Source organism: Belliella alkalica, assembly GCF_022549785.1.
Classification (GTDB): Bacteria; Bacteroidota; Bacteroidia; order Cytophagales; family Cyclobacteriaceae; genus Belliella; species Belliella alkalica.
Window position 1 is genome coordinate 12,515 of the sequence record NZ_JAKZGO010000011.1, and the last position, 18,998, is coordinate 31,512.

Consider the following 18,998-nt stretch of genomic DNA (forward strand, 5'->3'; position numbering starts at 1 on the left):
TTGTGGCTCTTAGAATTGATAAATAGAGCATAGAATAAAAAAGGGAAATGGCATAAAATAAGCCATCTCCCTAATGATTTAACCCAAATAAATTAGTTAATATCCCAGTTGTAAGGCAAGAACCAATCACCTGCTAGCAATTTTGTCCTTACAGAAGCAGCTCGACTTCTATCTACTGGGTTGGTAGAGTTTGATAGCTTTTCAAACACCCTATCTGCCAATACCGAAGGATCTCTTCTCATGGCTATTCTTAGGAGCTGAGGCCATCTATGACCTTCAAAAGCCAATTCCAGAGCGGCTTCATCCAGAATTAAGTCTTCAGTCCAAACCTTTTCTGCTTCTCCTTCCAAATCTTCTGGCAGAACCATAGTAGGTAAATTTGCCCTTGTTCTGATTCCTATATGCCTGTACCAAGGACCTCTCAAGAAAGGAAACTGACTTTCACGAGCATCGAAGGCATAAGCATCAGGATAAAAAAGTGTATTCATCACGTCAGTGGCATCCATTAGGTTTTTGTTAAATCCTGGAGGAGTATATTCTACGTGCACCCCATTATTGACAAAAGCTCTAGCTAGTCTACTTAGGCCCGGTAACGAGCCTCTGTTGGTTGCTTCTGCATATTTCAAATGGAGAGAGGCAGCTCTTTCGAGAAACCATCTTCCATTTTGAGTCAATGGAGCAGTTACCCCATTGTAATTGAAAGTATATTTTCCTACTTCCGGATATTCTGTTCCATAATTTTTGGTAGACAACCTACCTCTTGCATCAAACTCAAACCTATTGTTTTGAACTTGGCTTTCCCACGCGTCAATCACTGCCACAGAAGGTCTGATTTTGTATTCTCCAGCACCTTCATTGGCAAATAGTCGGATAAAAGGATAGTTGGGGGCAAATTGGCTATCAAAATGAATCGCCCAAATCCATTCGAAATTATAACCATTATCAATATTTCTTGCGAATATTGATCTCCATCCATTATTGTTGTTATTCACCAAAGTATTGATGTCATCAGCCCTGGTATATTGTACAGCATGCACAGAGTTGCTTTGCCAAGAAATTTTATAATTGTCATAATAAATATTCCCTGCACCACCACCAAGTGAGGTAGATGTCTCTAAAACAGCCTTATAATTTTCAGCAGCTCTTTCATAGTTACCCTTCCAAAGGTTTAGATCACCGAGAAGTACTCGTTTATTTATAAAGAATTTGGTCGTAGCGATACCGTCAGTACCCGCAGTAAGATCAATATTGTTTGGATATACATCCAAATAAGGCAATGCCTCCATTGTATTGATCAATTGATCCAGCAAAGCATCTAATTGCAGTCTTGGAAACAAGGATTGATTGTTCACATCCTTGATTGATTCGATCGCAGAAGTTACATAAGGTACAGTACCAAAATGAATACCCAATTGAAGGTAGACCCATGACCTTATGGCTATGATATCAGAAATTCTTTGTTCGTATTCACCCGCACCAATTCTATTTTCCTCTCGCATTACTCCAAGACCTTTTATGGCATCGTTGCAGTTTAAGATCACCCTATAGAAAGGTTTAGGATCTGCATATTTGTTGTTGTCTGTGGCTCTGACATTATGGGTACTTATAGCAACCAGTTCAGCATCTGCATTCATGGTAGGTTCCATCAAATCTGCACGTAGTTCATTGAGTATCACATATTGCTCGGCCAATCTCATTACTTGTCCATATATGCCAATCACTGCAACATCTGCATCAAATTCATTTTGGTAAAACCTATCTTTATCAAGGTCAAGTTTTGGCTCTACATCCAACATATCGCCACAAGACATCGCCACAAGACCAATAGCAAAAACTATTGAGAGCTTTTTGATTGGGTTGATTACGGCAGAAAATCTTTTATCAAGCCCTGATGTTGAAATCATTTGTATATTTTTCATCAGCTTATTGTCTAGTTTAATTCTATAATTTTTCATCATTACAAGCCAATTTTAAGTCCAAGCAAAACACTGCTGAAAGTTGGCATCAACCCATAATCCACGCCTTGACCAAACACACTCCTGGTGGCACTAAACTCAGGGTCATACCCCAAATAGTTGGTCAAAGTGAACAGATTCTGTCCAGAACCATAGATTGTCAAGTTTTTCACCATTCTTCCGTCTATTGGGATGTTATATGTGATGTTGACTGCTTTTAACCTCAAATAAGATCCATCCTCAATCCATCTGTCAGAGAATCTGCTATTGCCATAAGGATCTCCAAAAGAAAGTCTTGGCATATCAGTAATCTGACCTTCATTTCTCCACCTGTTGTTCACAGAGATCAGTTGGTTGTCAAAATTTGTCATTGATTCCAATTGATGTCTCTGATAATTATAGATATCATTTCCTACAGAGAAAGTAAATGCAGCATCAAAAGTAAAGCGCTTGTAGGCAGCATTCAGGCTGAACATCCCAAAAAAGTCAGGGTTAGGATTCCCAATGATTTGCTTATCATTAGCATCTATGATACCATCTCCATTGAGATCTACAAACCTCACATCACCTGCTCTGAAAGGCATCAAAGTTCCATCAGCGGCTCTTGTCTGCAATCCAGATGCACTAGCTTCGGATGAAGTACTAAACACTCCATTAGTCTTGTATCCATAGAACATCGCTGCTGCTTGTCCTTGTGTAGTGATTACTTCTCCTTTTCCAACTGGTGTCAATCGCTGATTGTAAGGCAAAGCAGTGACTTCATTGATATATCTACCTAAGGTCAACCCAAGATCCAATTTCAATTCCCTATCCCAAACTCGTGAATTGATTGCGAAATCAATCCCTTTATTGTTCATAGCTCCTGAGTTGATCAAGTAGAAGTCCAAGCCAGTCGCAGCATTGAGCGGCTGAAATGTCAACATATTTGAAATGTTGTTTTGATAGAAGTCAAGGCTAAAAGAAAGCTTTTGGTTGAAAGTGGCGATATCAACCCCTATGTTGGTTTTTTGGTTGGTTTCCCATTGAATTTCAGGATTTGCCAGATTGGATCTTACCAAACCCTGCATACCCAAAAGGTTACTACCTCCGTACAATTGGAATGAACCATAATTTCCGATTCCATCATTTCCAGTAATTCCAAAACTTGCTCTCAACTTCAAAAGGTCAAGTGCTGAGTTACTCATAAACTCTTCAGAAGAGATCAACCATGCACCACTTACAGAAGGAAACACACCGAACTTGTGACCAAACAGAGAGATCCCTTCTTGGGCTTCTTTGCCGATTCTGGAAGATCCATCCACTGCCACAACAGCATTCAAGAAATACTTGCTCATGTAGTTATAATTAACATTGGCATAGTAACTCATCCATGCCCAGTCTCCTGCTGCTCCGGAGGCTCTGTTCAAATTAAGAATTCCTGATTCTAATGTGATCAAATCGTCCGTTCCAGAATTGAAAGCAAGACCACGGTCTTCTTCAATGTTATTACTTTGATATCTAAAACCAAGTCCTACATTCAAATTGTGGTTGTAATTGAATATTTTATCATAATTCAACCTCGTATCACTATAGTTGGAAGTAAGTCTTTGTACTTGACCTCCCATTCTATTAGTAATCAATGCATTTGGCGTAACTATCTCTTCTACACCAAGATTTGGAACAAAGAAAGATTCTCTCACTTGATCCAAAGTCAATCCATAAAGAGAGGTGATATTCAAGTTTTCATTGAATTCATATTTGGCATTGAAAGAACCAAAAAACCTAAACCTTCTATTTTCTCCTTGCATATTGTTGATGATTGCCATTGGGTTGGTTTTACCAAATTCATCCACGTCAGAAATATTTGGAGAAATAATACCATCTGCCGATATCAGGTTAGGCGCCAAAAACGGTGATTTTGTCAAAGCTGTGTGAATTGGCGAAACTATCTGTGTACCGCCTCCATACATGTATTGATTTGCTATGGCATAGGCAAAAGACATGTTTGTACCGGCAGAAAGCTTCTCTGTGATTTTGAAATCACCATTGAACCTCACACTGGATCTTGAGAAAATATCATTTCCAATAACTCCTTTGCTATCGATATGCCCCAGAGAAAGTGCATAAGAAGCGATATTGTCACCTCCTGATACTTTGATATAATAGTTTTGGTCAAAAGATGAATTCATCACCAAGTTTTGCCAGTCAGTGTCATTTTGGTAATTGAAATAACCCAATGTATCCTGTCTTTCATTCATGTAAGGATGGAGCAAAGCTTCTCCCGGTGTCAATCCACTACTCAACAACATCTGCGAGAAATATGGTCTGTATTCTCCTGCATCCATCACAGGAAGTCTTCTTGGACTCATATTCACACCTCCATAAGTATGGAAGTCGATTTTTGTGGTCAAGCTTTCCGCTCTTGAGGTTGTAATCAAGATGACGCCATTCGCCGCTTTTGTTCCATATATTGAACTTCCGTCCTTGATGAACGTCACATCAGAAACATCTTTGATATCGATCAATGAAAGTGGGTTTGAGAAATAACCATCAATGATAGAATTGTCATATTCATTCATGTCATAGATCATTCCATCTACCACTACAAGCGGCTGTGTGTTGGAATTCAAACTGGATAATCCTCTGATAAATGTATTGGCACCCATGGCCAATGTTCCTGACCTTCTGATCATATTCACTCCAGCAGCACCACCTTGAAGGGCTGTTTCTGGAGAAACTGCATTCATGGTCCAAGAATCTCTTAGATTTACAGTAGAAGTTGCTTCAGTATTATGGTTTCCGAAAATCCTTCTGTAGGGTAGCTGTACGGTGTAGCCGGTTTTAGTCAAATCTCCATCAGTCAACCTAATGGCAAGTTGCTGCTGACCTCTGATAGGAACCTCTCTGATTACGTTGTCATCCCAACGAAGCTGAATAGTGCTTTTCAAAGAAGGTACTAGCAGTTCGAAAGCTCCTTCAGAATTGGTAAATGTGGAAGTAAATTGTCCAAATGAAACAGCAACACCTTCTATGGGTTGGCCATTTCTATCAAATGTGATTTTCCCTTTTATCAATACTCCTTGATTGATGGAAGGAGCACTTATTTCTACCACTGCTTGATCATCCTGAGCACTGACAGGGTTTCCTGCGAATAGCCCAAAAAGAAGCAGACCTAAGGCAAATTTTATATATGTAGTATATTTTGTCATGGTTTATAATTTAGGCTTATTCAAAAACGGGTTCAAGTCTTATGTAATCCAATACCATCGTATTCCAATCATTGTTAGTAACAGAGGCTGAAGTCAGAAGCAAATTCAGGTTACCGTAAAGGTCAACTTCGTATTCCCCCACAAAAACTTCCTCAAAGGTATTTCTCACCACCCATTGGTAACCAAATGTAGGATTGGTAATTTCGTTTATAGCAATTCTTTGTTCGTTGTCTCTAGGGATATAATCATCATTGACAGCTCGCCAGTAGACTCTATACTTTACAGAGTTGGCATTAGGCACGCGATAGGTTAGGTGAAAACTTGCAGTTCCATGACCCCTTACCAGTACATCTCTACCACCAGAAGCCCAGCTTCTCGGTCTAATACTAACACGGTCTCTACTTCCGCTGACTGCATCGAAATCTTCTCCTTCTATAATGATATTTGGAATTTTGTCTGAAAGCTTAAAGTCAAATTTGTCCATTACATAAATCACCCCGTTGCTAGCATTGATCTGCTCCACTACGTTTGCCTGATCTAAATAAACTTCCACACTGTCTACAGACAGCAACATCGAAGGAGGAGCATCATAATGGGCACCTTTCAGCACCAAATCTTTGGCAACTCCAAGTGTGTAAGCTTTCAATATTTCCCCTTCGGGAAGTGTATCCTTATAATATACTTTTAGCTCTTCTTTGAAGCTTTCAAAAGCTGCATCAGTAAGCATTATATAAGTATATAATGAATCTTCATTGCTCAAATCCACCACTTCTGTTTGGAAGTAATTAGTTCTTACATTGGTTATCACATTGATATTCACCATATCTAGGATATAACCATTGGTAGCATTTGAAGATTCTTGTTGTATGATTTCCCAAATATTATCTTTGGTCTCTAAGATTCCATTGACTTTGTGCAACACCCCGTTTTTGGCAAGGATATCCTTTGTGGTCAAGCTTACAGATGCTTCTGCAGATTGAAAAATGCTGCCATTAAAAGTATTTGTTTTTCCATTGATCATCTTGATTCTCATAGGCTCGGAAGCATCAATCGAGAAATTTTCAAGAAAACCAATGTGGTTTCCAACAAATCTTTTCAGTGCTTCAGAGTTGTTTCTTATCGAAGATGGCAAAGCTTGTAAGGCCGTATTTGTAGGTGCCCAAATGGTGTAAGATTTATTTCCTGTGATCTCTGCAGCCACTCCGGAAGTACGTAGCAACTCAGCAAAACCAGTAAGCTCAGGGTCATTTTCTAGAAGCTGAACTAAATTCTTGTCGCTTTCATTTCCTGTTTGATATCGGTCGTCCCAAGGGTCAGAACACGCCCCTAAGCAAATCAAAATGATAACATATATAAATATTCTGTTCATAACATTCGGTTTATGATAATTAGATTATTGAAAGGGATCGAACCAATCCTAGAGATGCGTCTTGATTCGACCCTTGGCATGCATATTGGCTTAATCTGGGAATACAGCCTGACCGTCACGACCAAACTTCGGCCAGATCTGATTCATATCTTCAGGGATAAAATGAATCATATCCACATGGAATCCTCCACCGCCTCTTGCATTTCCGAATACTCTGTCAAATCTCAATACCTGCTCACCAGTAGTAGTCACATCAATGATTCCAACCAACCTACACATGTATCTATTGCCATCAGTTCCACCTACCAAGTATTCCTTCCAACCTCTTGCCTCCAACTCATCCTCTGGGACATTTGGGGAATTTTCGGCTGTATTCAGAAGTCGAGCTCCAGGGATTTCTTGACCATTTAAGCTAACTCTTAGGATACAATTATTTCTCAAATCCAAACGTCTATAAGTGACCCAAAGCTTGTACCTACCTCTTACCAGCAAAGGTGTTTGCATTTGAACCCATTCCAATCTATTTCCCAAGATCTGCAGCTTCATAAAATCACCATGGTTTCTCCACAATTCATTCAGCCCTGGAGGAACATAAGAAACAAGACCATTCACAGCGCCTCCAGCCCAGGTCATACCTGAAAGTTCTCCCAATCGGAAATAATATTCAGATGCACCTGGAACTCTGAAAATGGAAGTCATTTGCCTTAACTCTGGCTGTTCTGCCACATCCCAATATACTGGTGTAGGAGCTCGAAGCTTCAAGTTGAAATGAATATCGACACTGTGTACTACGCCATTGGTTACAGAAATATCACTCCTTGATCTAATGATAGGTGAACCTTCCTCCAAGACTCCAAAAAACATGTCTTCATTTACCAAAACCTGCTCTCCCTTTAATCTGATAGTGATTACTTCGTCAGGAGCCTTTGTAGCATGTGCGGTAGAAGTCAATAAATCCGCTACAAACTTTATATCTGTCAGTACATGGTATGCTACATACAAGTTCAAACTATCCTTCAGATCGGTAGGATCATTTAGATGGGAGAATCGATTCTTCAATTCTGCATAACTATTGAAACCTGCATCAGCCAAGACTGCATTTGATTCTGCAAGCACGGTGTACCAAACATTTTCCTCCTCAGTGTTCAATGTTTCAAACCAGCCAGTTTCTTTCAAAGCCTCTGTGAAAATTGAATAATCTGGATTTGCATCAAGTTCTTGAGCGGCTGTACGAATTGGAGGAGAAAGCACATTGTCGATTACATGCAGCACTCCGTTTCCTACAGGTACATTTGTCTGCGTGATTGTGGCTTGTCTGTTGACTCTATATACAGCCCTTCCGTCTATAAACTCAGTACCTGTTACCAAATATTTTCCAAATTGGGTAGGGACTTTAAGCTTGCCATCTGTAAAGCTTGCCGTAGACAAAGTATCACTCAATAAGTGGAACCTCACTATATCAGCAGCTTCAGCTTGTGAGAGGGTATTAAGATTGATGTTTTTTCCTGCCAGATAAGAATCTACAGCTTCATTGGTCGGTGCAAAGAAGGTGTAAGTCCCATAAGCATTCAGGTAAGATGCAGTATTAGAAACTTCCAATATTCTTTCTAAGCTAGAAAACTGCTCTGGCTTGCTACGAATGTAGTCCGTGATATTCATATCATCAGAGACATTTATATTTGCAGGTGGTTCAAATTCACAGGCAAACAAACCCAACATCAATAGTAGAGACCAAACTCCACTTTGAATAAGTGCTTTTTTGGTTATTTGGGAAGTATTCATATCGTTAATGTTTTAGGTTATAGCAATTATCTTAGGTAGTATTCATTCTGTACCAAATTCGGGTTGGAATTCAATTCAAAATTATTGATTGGTAAATAGTGGCTCCTTGTGTCTCTGAGTTGGTTTATGATAGAATTCAGATTTGTAACTGGAGCATTTTGAATTGCGACACTGATCAATAAATCCAAGTTTGAATAATTTCTCATCTTTGCCACTCTCAACAAATCAAACCAACGCTTACCTTCAAAAGCAAACTCTCTCGCCCTTTCGTTTAGGATGTATCTCAAAATAGCATCTCCGTCTGCTGAACCTGGATTTTCTTCAGTAGACATTGCTGCGCCACCTCTTTCCCTAATTATCTCCACTATTTCCAAAGCTTCTGCTCCTCTATTCAATTGCGTCAGCGCTTCTGCTTTCATCAACATGACATCAGCAAGTCTGTAAACAATCCAGTTTGCAAAAGACTCAGTCGCAGCTCTTCTGGTGTTAGGGCCCAAACTAGTGTATTTGAAAATCTCACCGGAGGTTTTGAGCGAAGCGTCTATACTCCTCAAATCGATATCTTCAGGCTCTTCAGGATTGAATCCATATATATCTTCCAGTACAGAAGGATATGCTATAAATCTTCTTCCTTGATCAAAACTGAACATTTGGAAAAATGGGTTATTCTGTGGGGCTTGGTACTGAATTTCAAAGATGCTCTCAACTGAATTACCTTCTATAAATAGGGCTCTTGCCCATTCTTCTTGTGGAACCAATCCATAAGGCCCAGCCAAAACTTTGTCAGCTGCCTGTAACGCCAATTGATAATTTTCCATCCAAAGGTGAACATCTGCTTGAAGGGCATTGACAGCATATCTTGTCATTCTTCCTTTTGAAGCAATATCATTTCCATGACCTTCATAAATATCAATCTCCGCAAGGCTTAGATCTTCCAATATTTGGGCGAGCACTTCTTCTTTGGTAGATTTTGCTGGAGCAAGTTCATCTTCATCGGTATCCACAGCATCGATCACTAATGGAACATCACCGAAAGTGCGCACAAGATAAAAGTACATTAATGCCCTTAGTGCTCTTGCCTCGGCTACGTAGTTTTTCATCTCTTCTTCGGTGAAGGTCTGATCAGTCTCCAATGCCAACGCCGCATAGTCCACTACAAGGTTGCAAAGGTTGATAGTTCCGTACAATCCAGCCCAGCTCGAAATGCTATTTACAGGTTGGATATTACCAAAGATAATTTGTGTGTCATCGAAGTTTGCCCCTTGGTTCAGGCCAACCATGTATGCCCTTAGCTCACCCCAAAGAAACATGGACTCCGTCACATGCCTTCCCCGGAAGTTCCCCGTCATTGAAGCATAAGCTCCAAACATGGAAGCTCGTACCTGCTCTTTGGTTTTCCAATAGTCTTGCTTCACTACGCCATTGATTGGTCGCATATCCAACCAGCCGTCGCAGCCTGTGCTCAATACAATAAGCAAAGCAATCATGAATGTATTTATATATTTTTTCAACATAGTAAGTTCTATTTAAATGTGAATTCCTTGCTTAAAACCTTGTGTTGATCCCCAGGGTGAAAGTTTTCACAGGAGGAGTTCTTGCAACATCATATCCGATTTGGAAAAGTCTGTTTGCATCGTTGCTTGTCATTCCAACTTCTGGATCTTGTCCAGTATAGTTAGTCCAAGTGAATAAGTTTTCTGCAGTGATATAGAAGCTAAGTTCACCAAGTTTGGTTTTCTCAAGGAAAGTTCTAGGCATTGCATACCTTACAGTGAGTGTTCTGAATCTAAGGAAAGATCCATCTTCTACATACCTGTCAGAACCTAGCCAGTTGTATCCAGTTCTGATCAAGGCTCTAGGCATGTCGGTTTCATCACCAGGAAATCTCCATCTATTTAAAGTTGCTGCATTCTGGTTCTCATAGTTGAACATGTTCTCGGTATCCATCTTTGTCTTGTTGACAATAGACACACCATATCTAAAGTTGAAATAACCAGAAACCTGAAGGTTTTTGTACCTTACCCTTGGACCAAAACCACCGAATAACTTTGGATTGGCATCACCCAACCAAACCAAATCTTTGTAATCTATATTACCATCATTATTGATGTCCTCATATCTTGCATCGCCTGGTTGAAACTGGTAGTTGGTGTTTGGATAATTGAAAACCATCTGAATCGGATCACCATTTGGACCTATGATTGCATTTCCATTTGCGTCTCTTGCGATCGTAGCTTCACCATCTTTATATACACCTTGGTATTTGTAGCCATAGAAGGAACCTAAAGGCTGACCTGTTTGGATGTTGATATAGTAGTTACCATTGAACTGCATTTGCTCCAAGTTGTCAGTTTGATATAGTTCACTGATTGATCTGACAATATTGTCGTTTCTTGCAATGTTCATATCAAAATTCACCGTAAGGTCTTTTGATCTATGCAAAGTCGTGAAAACAGACAATTCATAACCTTGATTATCCATAGACCCGATGTTCATATTGATAGAATTGAAACCGGTCGAACTTGGAATCCTCAGGTTATCAAGAAAAAGATCTGTTGTTCTATTTCTGTAAACATCCAAAGCCACATTAATTCTACTTTGCCATACCTCCAAGTTCAAACCGAAGTTTACCTGAGTTACAGTCTCCCATTTGAAATTTGTCAATTCAAGGCTTTGCGGAACGATACCAGCTTCCCCCATGTAGTTCCATGGCAGGTTGGCATAGGTACTGAAATGTAGATAATCCGCACGTGGGGTATTTCCACTTTGTCCATAACTTGCCCTTAAGCTCAATTCATCGATGAAAGTCTGGTTTTGCATAAAATTTTCCCCAGAGATTCTCCATCTACCGGAGATACTTGGAAATGTACCCCAGCGATTGTTAGATCCAAATTTTGAGCTTCCGTCTCTTCTCATGGCACCGTTGACAATGTACTTATCTCTAAAGCTATATTGGAAATTAGCTACCGCACCTACACTTCTGGACTGACTGGTGAAAGTGTTTAGGAAAATATTGTTGTCTCTTGATACTGATGCCGGATCTCGAAGGAAAGAAGATGGAGAGTTACTAGTCTCTACTCTGTAACTATCATTTCGTTGATCCCAAGTGGTGAAAAGCAACATTGCCATCAAGCTGTGGTCTTCGTTGAACTCTTTGGTATAATACAACTTGGTAAAAGTCTGAGTAATCAGTTGATCAGAATTAAGGTTGGTAGCTCTATTGACATTTTGGTTATTCATTGGCAGACCAGTGACAATCTGCGGAAGAAATTCATCGGTCTTTGTATTATTAATATCAAAAGCTACATCGGACTGAAACATCAAACCTTCCAATATATCGTATTGAATGGTGAATTTTGGCATGATTCTGTTGCTGACAGCGACATTTTGAGACTCTCTGGCCATTGCCACAGGATTGTAAGTTCCTGGAAAACCCCCTTGTATGTTGAATTCTGGAGAGAAATAATTAGGTGTCCTATTTCCATTGATATCATATTCGTAAATTGACATGTTAGGCATTCTTCCATAAGCTACTCCTCTGACATTTGGACGCCAGCTTCTTGTTGTTTTGGAATTTGTATAAGCCAAATCAGTCAAAATTCTAATTTTGCTAGACACAAAATAATCAAGTGAAATTCTGGTGGAGAACCTATCAAAACCAGTTCCTACAGTGGTTCCTTCAGAGTTGTTTTTGTTTACGCCGACTCTATAGCGCGTTTTTTCACCACCACCTGACAAGGCGATATTGTGATCAAGCATATACCCTAATTGAGTAATTTCATTGATCCAATCAGTATTGTTGTTGTAATTGTAGAAGTAATATGGATCCCGAGGGTCATAGGAAAATTCTTTTGTGTTTTGTGTATTCAAAGGAACACCGAAACTATTCATAAAACCTTCTGCTATCAAGGTAGAATATTGATTACCATTAAGCATCGGAATTTGATCAGGCTGCTGAGTGACAGCCCCCCTAAATGAATAATTGATAGTTGGTTTTCCTTTTTCTCCCCTTTTGGTTGTGATAACCAATACACCATTGGAACCTCTAGTACCCCAAATGGCAGTAGCAGCGGCATCTCTCAACACAGTGATAGACTCGATATCAGCTGGCGCAACGTTCAATAACTGCGCATATTCTTGTTCATTTGCATTCGCAAAATCAAAGGAAGAAGTCTCTGTCTGGAAAGGAATCCCATCCACTACGATCAAAGGCTCAGAAGAAGAGTTGATGGAGGTCGTTCCTCTTACACGAATCGACATTCCTGCCCCTGGATCACCGGAGTTGGATACAATATCTACTCCGGCCATTCTACCTTGCAAAGCCTGATCAATAGACAATGCTGACATTTCGCGCAACAATTCTGCATCTACCGTAGAAGTAGCAGAAGTCATTTGCCGAGGGTCTATCTTCATCATTCCCTGATCCACATATTTTTGGGCAGTCACTTCAGCTATATCAAGATCACTTATATCAGATACAAGAGATATATTGATTTCTGAGCGATTGTTGATGGGAATTGTTTGGGTTTTGTATCCTATAAAAGAGACACGGAGAAGGTTTTGCTTACTATTTACTCTCAAGGAAAAGTTACCATTGACATCAGTAGCCATTCCACGGATGGTTCTTTCGTCTGACCTATCTATTTCCATGATAGTCGCACCTATGATGGCAAGTCCATCATCTTTATCTATGACCTTACCTCTCACTATCTCTGTGACCTGCTGAGAAGCAGCTGTCTGGGCTTCTGCTTCCGGAAGGAAAATCCAGAGCCCCATGACTACCCAAAGCATCTTTTTAGTAAAATTATTCATATAAATATTTTTTAGTTTTGGGGTTGTTAATTAATATTCTAGTACTCTGTCCAACTGGTGAATCACAGCTCTATTTGCAAGTACATTACTTTGGGGAATGACTACATTGGCAACATTTCCCTTATTGTCCCTTACAGTCATTGTGAATGGAGGATTATTTCCATTGGCGCTATTGTCAATGATGACCTTTTGAGCTTCACCTGCCAATGTCACAAACAGCGTATTAAATTCTTCCCCTGCTGGATTTACTATTTTTTTGCCATCAGGCACTATTGTATTTCTAGGTATGAAATGATACTTTAAAAAAGTAGCAATCTGCTCTCTCTCTAATTCGTTTCCTGTAAAAGGATCTGCAGGAAGCTTACCATCTATAACTGCTTGTTCGATAGCATCATTCGAAGGAGCTAAAACTGTAAAAAACGCTCCTGAACCTACCCCTTCAATCTGCAAAGTACTGGAATTGTAAAGCGAAGACCCTCTCAAGTAATCAGAAAATCTTGAAAATTGAGGTGCATCAAATATACTTTGGGCTAGCGTCTTTTCTGTAAATTTCAACAACCCATTGACATACAAAACATAGCCATTGTTTGCCAAGTGTGATTTAGAGATATCAAAATCCAAAGCAACACCTTCGTCTGCATTTCCTGATGCGAATACTTGGTTGTTTTCGATCCTTATGTATTCCCCTCCAAAAGTTTCAAAGATTTTGGGAGTATTAAGGTCCGCCAATTCAGACGGATTATCAATTTGAATCAGTGATAACTCCAACATTCTGTTAATTCTATCCAATGCAAGGTTTCCACTACCATTGAAAGTCCATTCAGTAGGGGTACCAGGGTTGTATTCAAATCCAGCATCTACTATTTGTTGATTTGACATCATGATTAAGCCAAAATTTTGGCCTGGGGAAGAAATTGTAAACCTATATGGTCCCAATAAAGTCCTCATAATACTGTAAGCAGGATTCAAATAAGGCTTTCCATATACCGAGAAGAAGAAATTACCTTCTTGAACTTTATTAGTTCCATAAAACAATCCATTACTAAGTACCTTTCTATCAATAACATTTGATTCATAATCAAATCTAGCTGCTTCGCCAAGAGCGTTTGTATTGTCTCTAAATTTGCTAGGCCATACTGCTGATTGGAACATATGCATGTTGACAACATCAAAAATGATGTCATCAGGCACGTTGCTCAGAGCGCCATAGTTTTCCAAAAGGATTTCATCCAAAAATTGCTGTAGAGCTGAATTGGTTGGTGCGAAAATCGTCCATGAATCAGTTTGGGCATCGTTCACATTCGCACGTAGGAAATTTTCATTGTTTGGTGCAAAAGCATACTGACCAGAATAAGACTTCACATGGACTGGGCCCATAAGCTGCTGCAGAGCACCATATCTTTCTGTCAATTGTGGGTATGATTCAGAATCATAGTTCACAGCTACATTGTTTGCTCTATTCCTATATTCCATTTCTACAATGGATTTGAACAAGCTATATTCTGGCTTGCTTGCGAGGTAGTTTTCAATATTTGGCAATGGTTCGATCACACGATCAATCACATGGATTATACCGTTCTCAGCTCTCACATTAGAGATTGCAATATTTGCTCTATCTACTTGAGCACCAGAAAATGTCCTGTTATAAAATGCTTCGATATCCCTTGCCGTGATATCCTTTTGTCTGAGATAATTATTTAAAAAATACGGAACATATTTATTGTTATTGTCATTGACTGCAAAGGTCCCAATACCATTTCTATTGGCTCCTATGACTTCCATCTGTTCACCATATACAGTCCTTCTCTCGACACCAGTATAATATGCTGTTTTTCTTCTAAATGCTGAAGACAGCGTGTCATTTCCAGGGCCTGTTTGGTATAATCCTAATGTATTTAAATCATAAGCATTGAAAACCAATGAATAGGCCACTAATTTAAAAGCTGTTTCATCGTCTATATCTTGGATTCCAGAAATCCCTTTTTCCCTAAAATAAGCTTCAAAAGCATCATCATCAGGTGCAAATACAGTCCAATATCCTGCTGCACTAAGGGTCTCCTTATACCCAGCTCTTTCTACCAATGCCAGGTAATGATCAAAATTCCCCCTGAATCTTGCAGAATCTGATAATACTTGATAAACTGGCCCAGCAAGGTTGGCTGGTCTAGCGTAATACTCATCAAACTCTTGTTGACAGCTTATCATGGATAAACTCATAATAATTGCCAATAGAGGTAGATAAATTCTAATGGTAAATTTGTTCATATATTATTTTGGTTTATTGATAATCAATGGTGACTAGAGCTGAATTTTTTTTTGTTTTTCAGAATAATTGAACTTGACCTTCAAATCAAATAAAATTCTGCTATTTCACCCTATTTCGAAATTTATGAAAAACAGTTTTTTAAGGTATCCTGTAGTATCTGCATTCGGGTCAAAAATTTTATTGATTTATATATCATTTTTTACTTAAAAAATTTCTTATATTCTGGATACCTGTACTAAAAAACCTATTTATCAACAAAACCCCGCTTTTATTGAAAATATTTCAACAATCGGGCAATAATAGTGTTTATTTCATAATAACACCAAAACACAATACTTAATTTGGAATGGTTGTTTTGTCATAAAAAAATACCTTTAATTCTCTTTTACTATTCAATTAACTGACTACCACTTACCTGCAATCAAAAAAAAAGTAACACTTCTTTGTTTTAATTAGAGGAGTGCAACTTCCCGTGCCAATGGCCCCGATATTCATATCGGGGGAAGGAAAGGTTCCCGCGGAGCTTTGTCAAGTACTGAAAACAGTTGACACTTTTTTTATACTTATCCTCTCGTTTTATATGCAAGTCATTTCGACTAAAGGAGCCTGCCCCGTAGAATTACGGGGAGAAATCTCATACTGAATTTTACCCCATCTTCAATTTTAACTTTCCAGTTTAAAGAAAGGGACGAGACCTCTCCCCCGAATGCTTTCGGGATCGAGGTGACTTGGTAGTCATTTCAAACGTTGAGAGAAATCTCGAGCTAAATTTTATAGACACTGTTCATTTTCCAACTTCATGTCTTTGTCTCTTGCATCTTGCATCTTATTTCTCGCTTCTTTTCACTCACTTTTCTAAGAACTACCAATTATCCGGCACTGGAATGATACAGATATTCATACTCCTGTTATCTTCAGAAAGCATGGCAGATTGGATTTGAATTTTGGTTCCTTGAGGATTGAATGTTGGATGCGGATGATCAGCTGCTGAGGTTTTGTGTCCGGTAGAAAGGACTTTCATCTCTTTTGTTTCCCTATTGATCAAGTATAAAGTTCTGGAGAAATCATCACCAACTGCCCATTTTCCATCTGGGGATCCATGGACATGCCATAGTCCACTTCCACTTGGTGTCTGTCCTTCGATGCGCATCTCACGTGTTCTGAGATTGACGATGGCAAGACCTGTTGGTTTCTCTCTTGTACCAGATGGTCCCCAAGATGCCTCTTGACCTGGGTTGGCTGCTGAGGTTTCTTTCTCTGCTTTGGTATCGAATTCAATGTCTCTATGTCCCATGATCGCCATAGCCACTTCATCTTTGCTGATTACTGCTTCATGCGTCACCCATTCGTATTCTGACTCAGGATACAGAGGCCTCAAACCCGAACCATCTTTCATCACTGTCCAAGTACGTTGCGGTGACTTTCCGCCTGTTTCCCAACAAAAAACGATCTCTCCAGCCACCCAAGGATTAGTCTGAACATGACCTACTTGAAATGGGACAGCAACCACTTGGGAAATCTTTCCTGATTTCAAGTCCATGCTCGCTATTCCTCCAGGGCCAGCCCCCATGTTCCTAGGACCAAAACTAGGCTCTATAGCCACACTTTTGTCAATGTGTTTTGAAGCTTCTTCTTTATTGATTTTGAAATAAACGGTCTTCTCATCCGCGTCCAATGCCATATCTCCACCATTTCCCATGGACTTCGGTACTATGCCATGAATGGTTTCATAGGTCGACTTTTTCTTTAACTTTTTTGATTCACTGTCTGCAAATAGCTTTCCCAGATCAACAGAAACCACTTCCATATCTCCAGCATCCAGCTTTCTCATATAGAACAAGCGCATATCTTTGTGAGAAAGTGTAAGCATTCCATCATATCCTCCTTCGGTGACTTGGACAATATCCCCAGAATTTTCATTTACTGCCAAAGCTTCTCCTTTTACCCTATTCGATCTAAAAACCAGCCAATTTCCATCCGCTGTCCACTGCGGATGGGTTGGGTAGATTTTCGAATCACCAGCTGGAGTGCTGGTCAAAAAAATCAAATCAACGCCTGTTTCAGGATCTTTGATTGTCTTTTTCTCGGAAGGAAATCTTGTTCCTATTTGTGCAGTGACCATCTCTGGGATTAGCAGGAGGATCAATAGAAATGTTATTGAATTTAAAATTTGATAGTTTTTCATTATAACTGGTTTTTTATGGGTGTATTATTATTCTTCTGTTTTGACCAACCCTTCAGATGCCTCACCATTGATTTTGACATTCTTGAATGTTACATCTTTGAAATGATTGGTTTTGAAATGTTGATCTACTCCATTGATAGTGGTATTGGTCATCACGAAATTCTCAACTGGAGAAGATTCGTAGGCATTGATCATGACTGCATATTTTCCACCATCTTCCACTTCGAGGTTGTCCACATAAATATTTCTTATTGTAGGAATATGGTCGCCTTCTTCTTCATAGAACATATTGAAACGCACCGCCGCTTCTTTGTAAGTGCCGACTTTGACATTTCGCATATAGACATTTTCCACTGTCCCTCCTCTTTTGGAACTGGTCTTAATTCTCAAAACCCTGTCAAGGTTAGGGCTACTCATGACCAAGTTTTGTGCAAAGATATTTTTTGCGCCACCTGATATTTCACTTCCTATCACCACTCCTCCATGACCTTCTTTCATGGTGCAGCCTTCGATGACAATGTTTTCAGAAGCAACTCCCGGGTCACGGCCATCTTCATTTCTCCCTGATTTGATAGCGATACAGTCATCACCAGTATCGAAATAACAATCTTTGATCAGCACATTCTTACATGCCTCTGGATTACAGCCATCGTTATTTGGCCCCAAAGTCTCAACACGAACACGCTCTACGGTGATATTTTCGCTCAAAATTGGGTGGATGTTCCACATGGGAGAATTCAGCAAAGTGATGTCTTGGATCAGGATATTTTTGCATTCGTAAAACTGTACAAACTGTGGTCGAAGGAAATGACCCTCGCCAAAGATCCTTTCATCCAAAGGAACTCTGTCTGCTACCATTTGGTGAAGGAGTTTGCGTGCGGGTGTTTGTGTTCCCTTACCTTCTTCCCAACCATAGTGCCTTGCCCCACACCAGTACCACCAATTTTCGATGCGTGAATTTCCATCAAGCACTCCTTTTCCAGTCAGCCCGATATTCTCTTGTCCATTGGCATAGATGAATGGGGAGTAATTCATCAGCTCCATCCCTTCCCAACGGCTATGCACCAATGGTAAATAATCTTCAGGATTGTCGCTGAAAAGCAAAGTTGCACCTTCCTCCAAATGGAGATTGACATTGGACAATAAGTGCACTGCCCCCGTCAAATAAGTCCCTTTTGGTACGATCACTTTTCCTCCACCAGCTTCGTTACAAGCCTTGATGGCATTTTTGATAGCCTCTGTATTCAAAAACTCTCCACCTTCTTTTGCTCCAAAGTCACCAATTAAAAACTCCCGATCTTCAAATTCGGGTGCTACGATCTGATCCAAAACAGATTGGAGACCGTCCCAAGGATCAAATTCCTTTTCTTCTTTCGGCTGCTGACAGGATGACTGCAATAAGCCAAAAACAATAAATAAGCAAATCCAGTAATTCTTCATG

9 protein-coding genes are annotated in these 18,998 nt (G+C 39.7%); all 9 read right to left on the minus strand.

Translation table 11 applies throughout. The features are described 5' to 3' along the window. Nucleotides 1-92: 92 nt before the first annotated feature. Nucleotides 93-1,958, minus strand: a complete 1,866-nt coding sequence (locus tag MM213_RS13615) for a RagB/SusD family nutrient uptake outer membrane protein (protein ID WP_241413041.1) — start codon at nucleotides 1,956-1,958, stop codon at nucleotides 93-95. Continuing rightward, nucleotides 1,958-5,143 carry a SusC/RagA family TonB-linked outer membrane protein gene (locus MM213_RS13620; protein WP_241413043.1) on the minus strand — a complete coding sequence of 1,062 codons (3,186 nt, stop codon included), beginning with the start codon at nucleotides 5,141-5,143 and terminating at the stop codon, nucleotides 1,958-1,960. Before MM213_RS13620 ends, MM213_RS13615 begins: the two co-directional genes overlap by 1 nt. A 16-nt stretch (nucleotides 5,144-5,159) precedes the next feature. Beyond that, nucleotides 5,160-6,512 (minus strand): fasciclin domain-containing protein, encoded by a 1,353-nt coding sequence (locus MM213_RS13625; RefSeq protein WP_241413045.1) that lies wholly within the window; start codon nucleotides 6,510-6,512, stop codon nucleotides 5,160-5,162. A gap of 90 nt (nucleotides 6,513-6,602) precedes the next feature. Further along, the gene (locus tag MM213_RS13630) at nucleotides 6,603-8,294 is read right to left on the minus strand and encodes a fasciclin domain-containing protein (RefSeq protein WP_241413047.1); all 1,692 of its coding nucleotides are present in this window, start codon (nucleotides 8,292-8,294) and stop codon (nucleotides 6,603-6,605) included. A gap of 26 nt (nucleotides 8,295-8,320) precedes the next feature. Then, nucleotides 8,321-9,808: a RagB/SusD family nutrient uptake outer membrane protein gene (locus tag MM213_RS13635; RefSeq protein WP_241413049.1), complete on the minus strand. Its 1,488-nt coding sequence runs from the start codon at nucleotides 9,806-9,808 to the stop codon at nucleotides 8,321-8,323. A 31-nt stretch (nucleotides 9,809-9,839) separates the two neighbouring features. Next, nucleotides 9,840-13,106 (minus strand): SusC/RagA family TonB-linked outer membrane protein, encoded by a 3,267-nt coding sequence (locus MM213_RS13640; protein ID WP_241413051.1) that lies wholly within the window; start codon nucleotides 13,104-13,106, stop codon nucleotides 9,840-9,842. A 30-nt stretch (nucleotides 13,107-13,136) separates the two neighbouring features. Next, nucleotides 13,137-15,371 carry a fasciclin domain-containing protein gene (locus MM213_RS13645; RefSeq protein WP_241413053.1) on the minus strand — a complete coding sequence of 745 codons (2,235 nt, stop codon included), beginning with the start codon at nucleotides 15,369-15,371 and terminating at the stop codon, nucleotides 13,137-13,139. 863 nt (nucleotides 15,372-16,234) lie between these two features. Then, on the minus strand, nucleotides 16,235-17,557 hold the full coding sequence (locus MM213_RS13650; RefSeq protein ID WP_241413054.1) for a TolB-like translocation protein: 1,323 nt from the start codon (nucleotides 17,555-17,557) through the stop codon (nucleotides 16,235-16,237). 27 nt (nucleotides 17,558-17,584) lie between these two features. Then, on the minus strand, nucleotides 17,585-18,997 hold the full coding sequence (locus MM213_RS13655; protein WP_241413055.1) for a glycoside hydrolase family 28 protein: 1,413 nt from the start codon (nucleotides 18,995-18,997) through the stop codon (nucleotides 17,585-17,587). Nucleotide 18,998 lies beyond the last annotated feature (1 nt).

What these genes read in the sequence shown, in the direction of transcription:
- MM213_RS13615 (WP_241413041.1), bottom strand. Translation starts at nt 1,958, where the DNA reads ATGATGAAAAATTATAGAATTAAACTAGACAATAAGCTGATGAAAAAT.
- MM213_RS13620 (WP_241413043.1), bottom strand. Translation starts at nt 5,143, where the DNA reads ATGACAAAATATACTACATATATAAAATTTGCCTTAGGTCTGCTTCTT.
- MM213_RS13625 (WP_241413045.1), bottom strand. Translation starts at nt 6,512, where the DNA reads ATGAACAGAATATTTATATATGTTATCATTTTGATTTGCTTAGGGGCG.
- MM213_RS13630 (WP_241413047.1), bottom strand. Translation starts at nt 8,294, where the DNA reads ATGAATACTTCCCAAATAACCAAAAAAGCACTTATTCAAAGTGGAGTT.
- MM213_RS13635 (WP_241413049.1), bottom strand. Translation starts at nt 9,808, where the DNA reads ATGTTGAAAAAATATATAAATACATTCATGATTGCTTTGCTTATTGTA.
- MM213_RS13640 (WP_241413051.1), bottom strand. Translation starts at nt 13,106, where the DNA reads ATGAATAATTTTACTAAAAAGATGCTTTGGGTAGTCATGGGGCTCTGG.
- MM213_RS13645 (WP_241413053.1), bottom strand. Translation starts at nt 15,371, where the DNA reads ATGAACAAATTTACCATTAGAATTTATCTACCTCTATTGGCAATTATT.
- MM213_RS13650 (WP_241413054.1), bottom strand. Translation starts at nt 17,557, where the DNA reads ATGAAAAACTATCAAATTTTAAATTCAATAACATTTCTATTGATCCTC.
- MM213_RS13655 (WP_241413055.1), bottom strand. Translation starts at nt 18,997, where the DNA reads ATGAAGAATTACTGGATTTGCTTATTTATTGTTTTTGGCTTATTGCAG.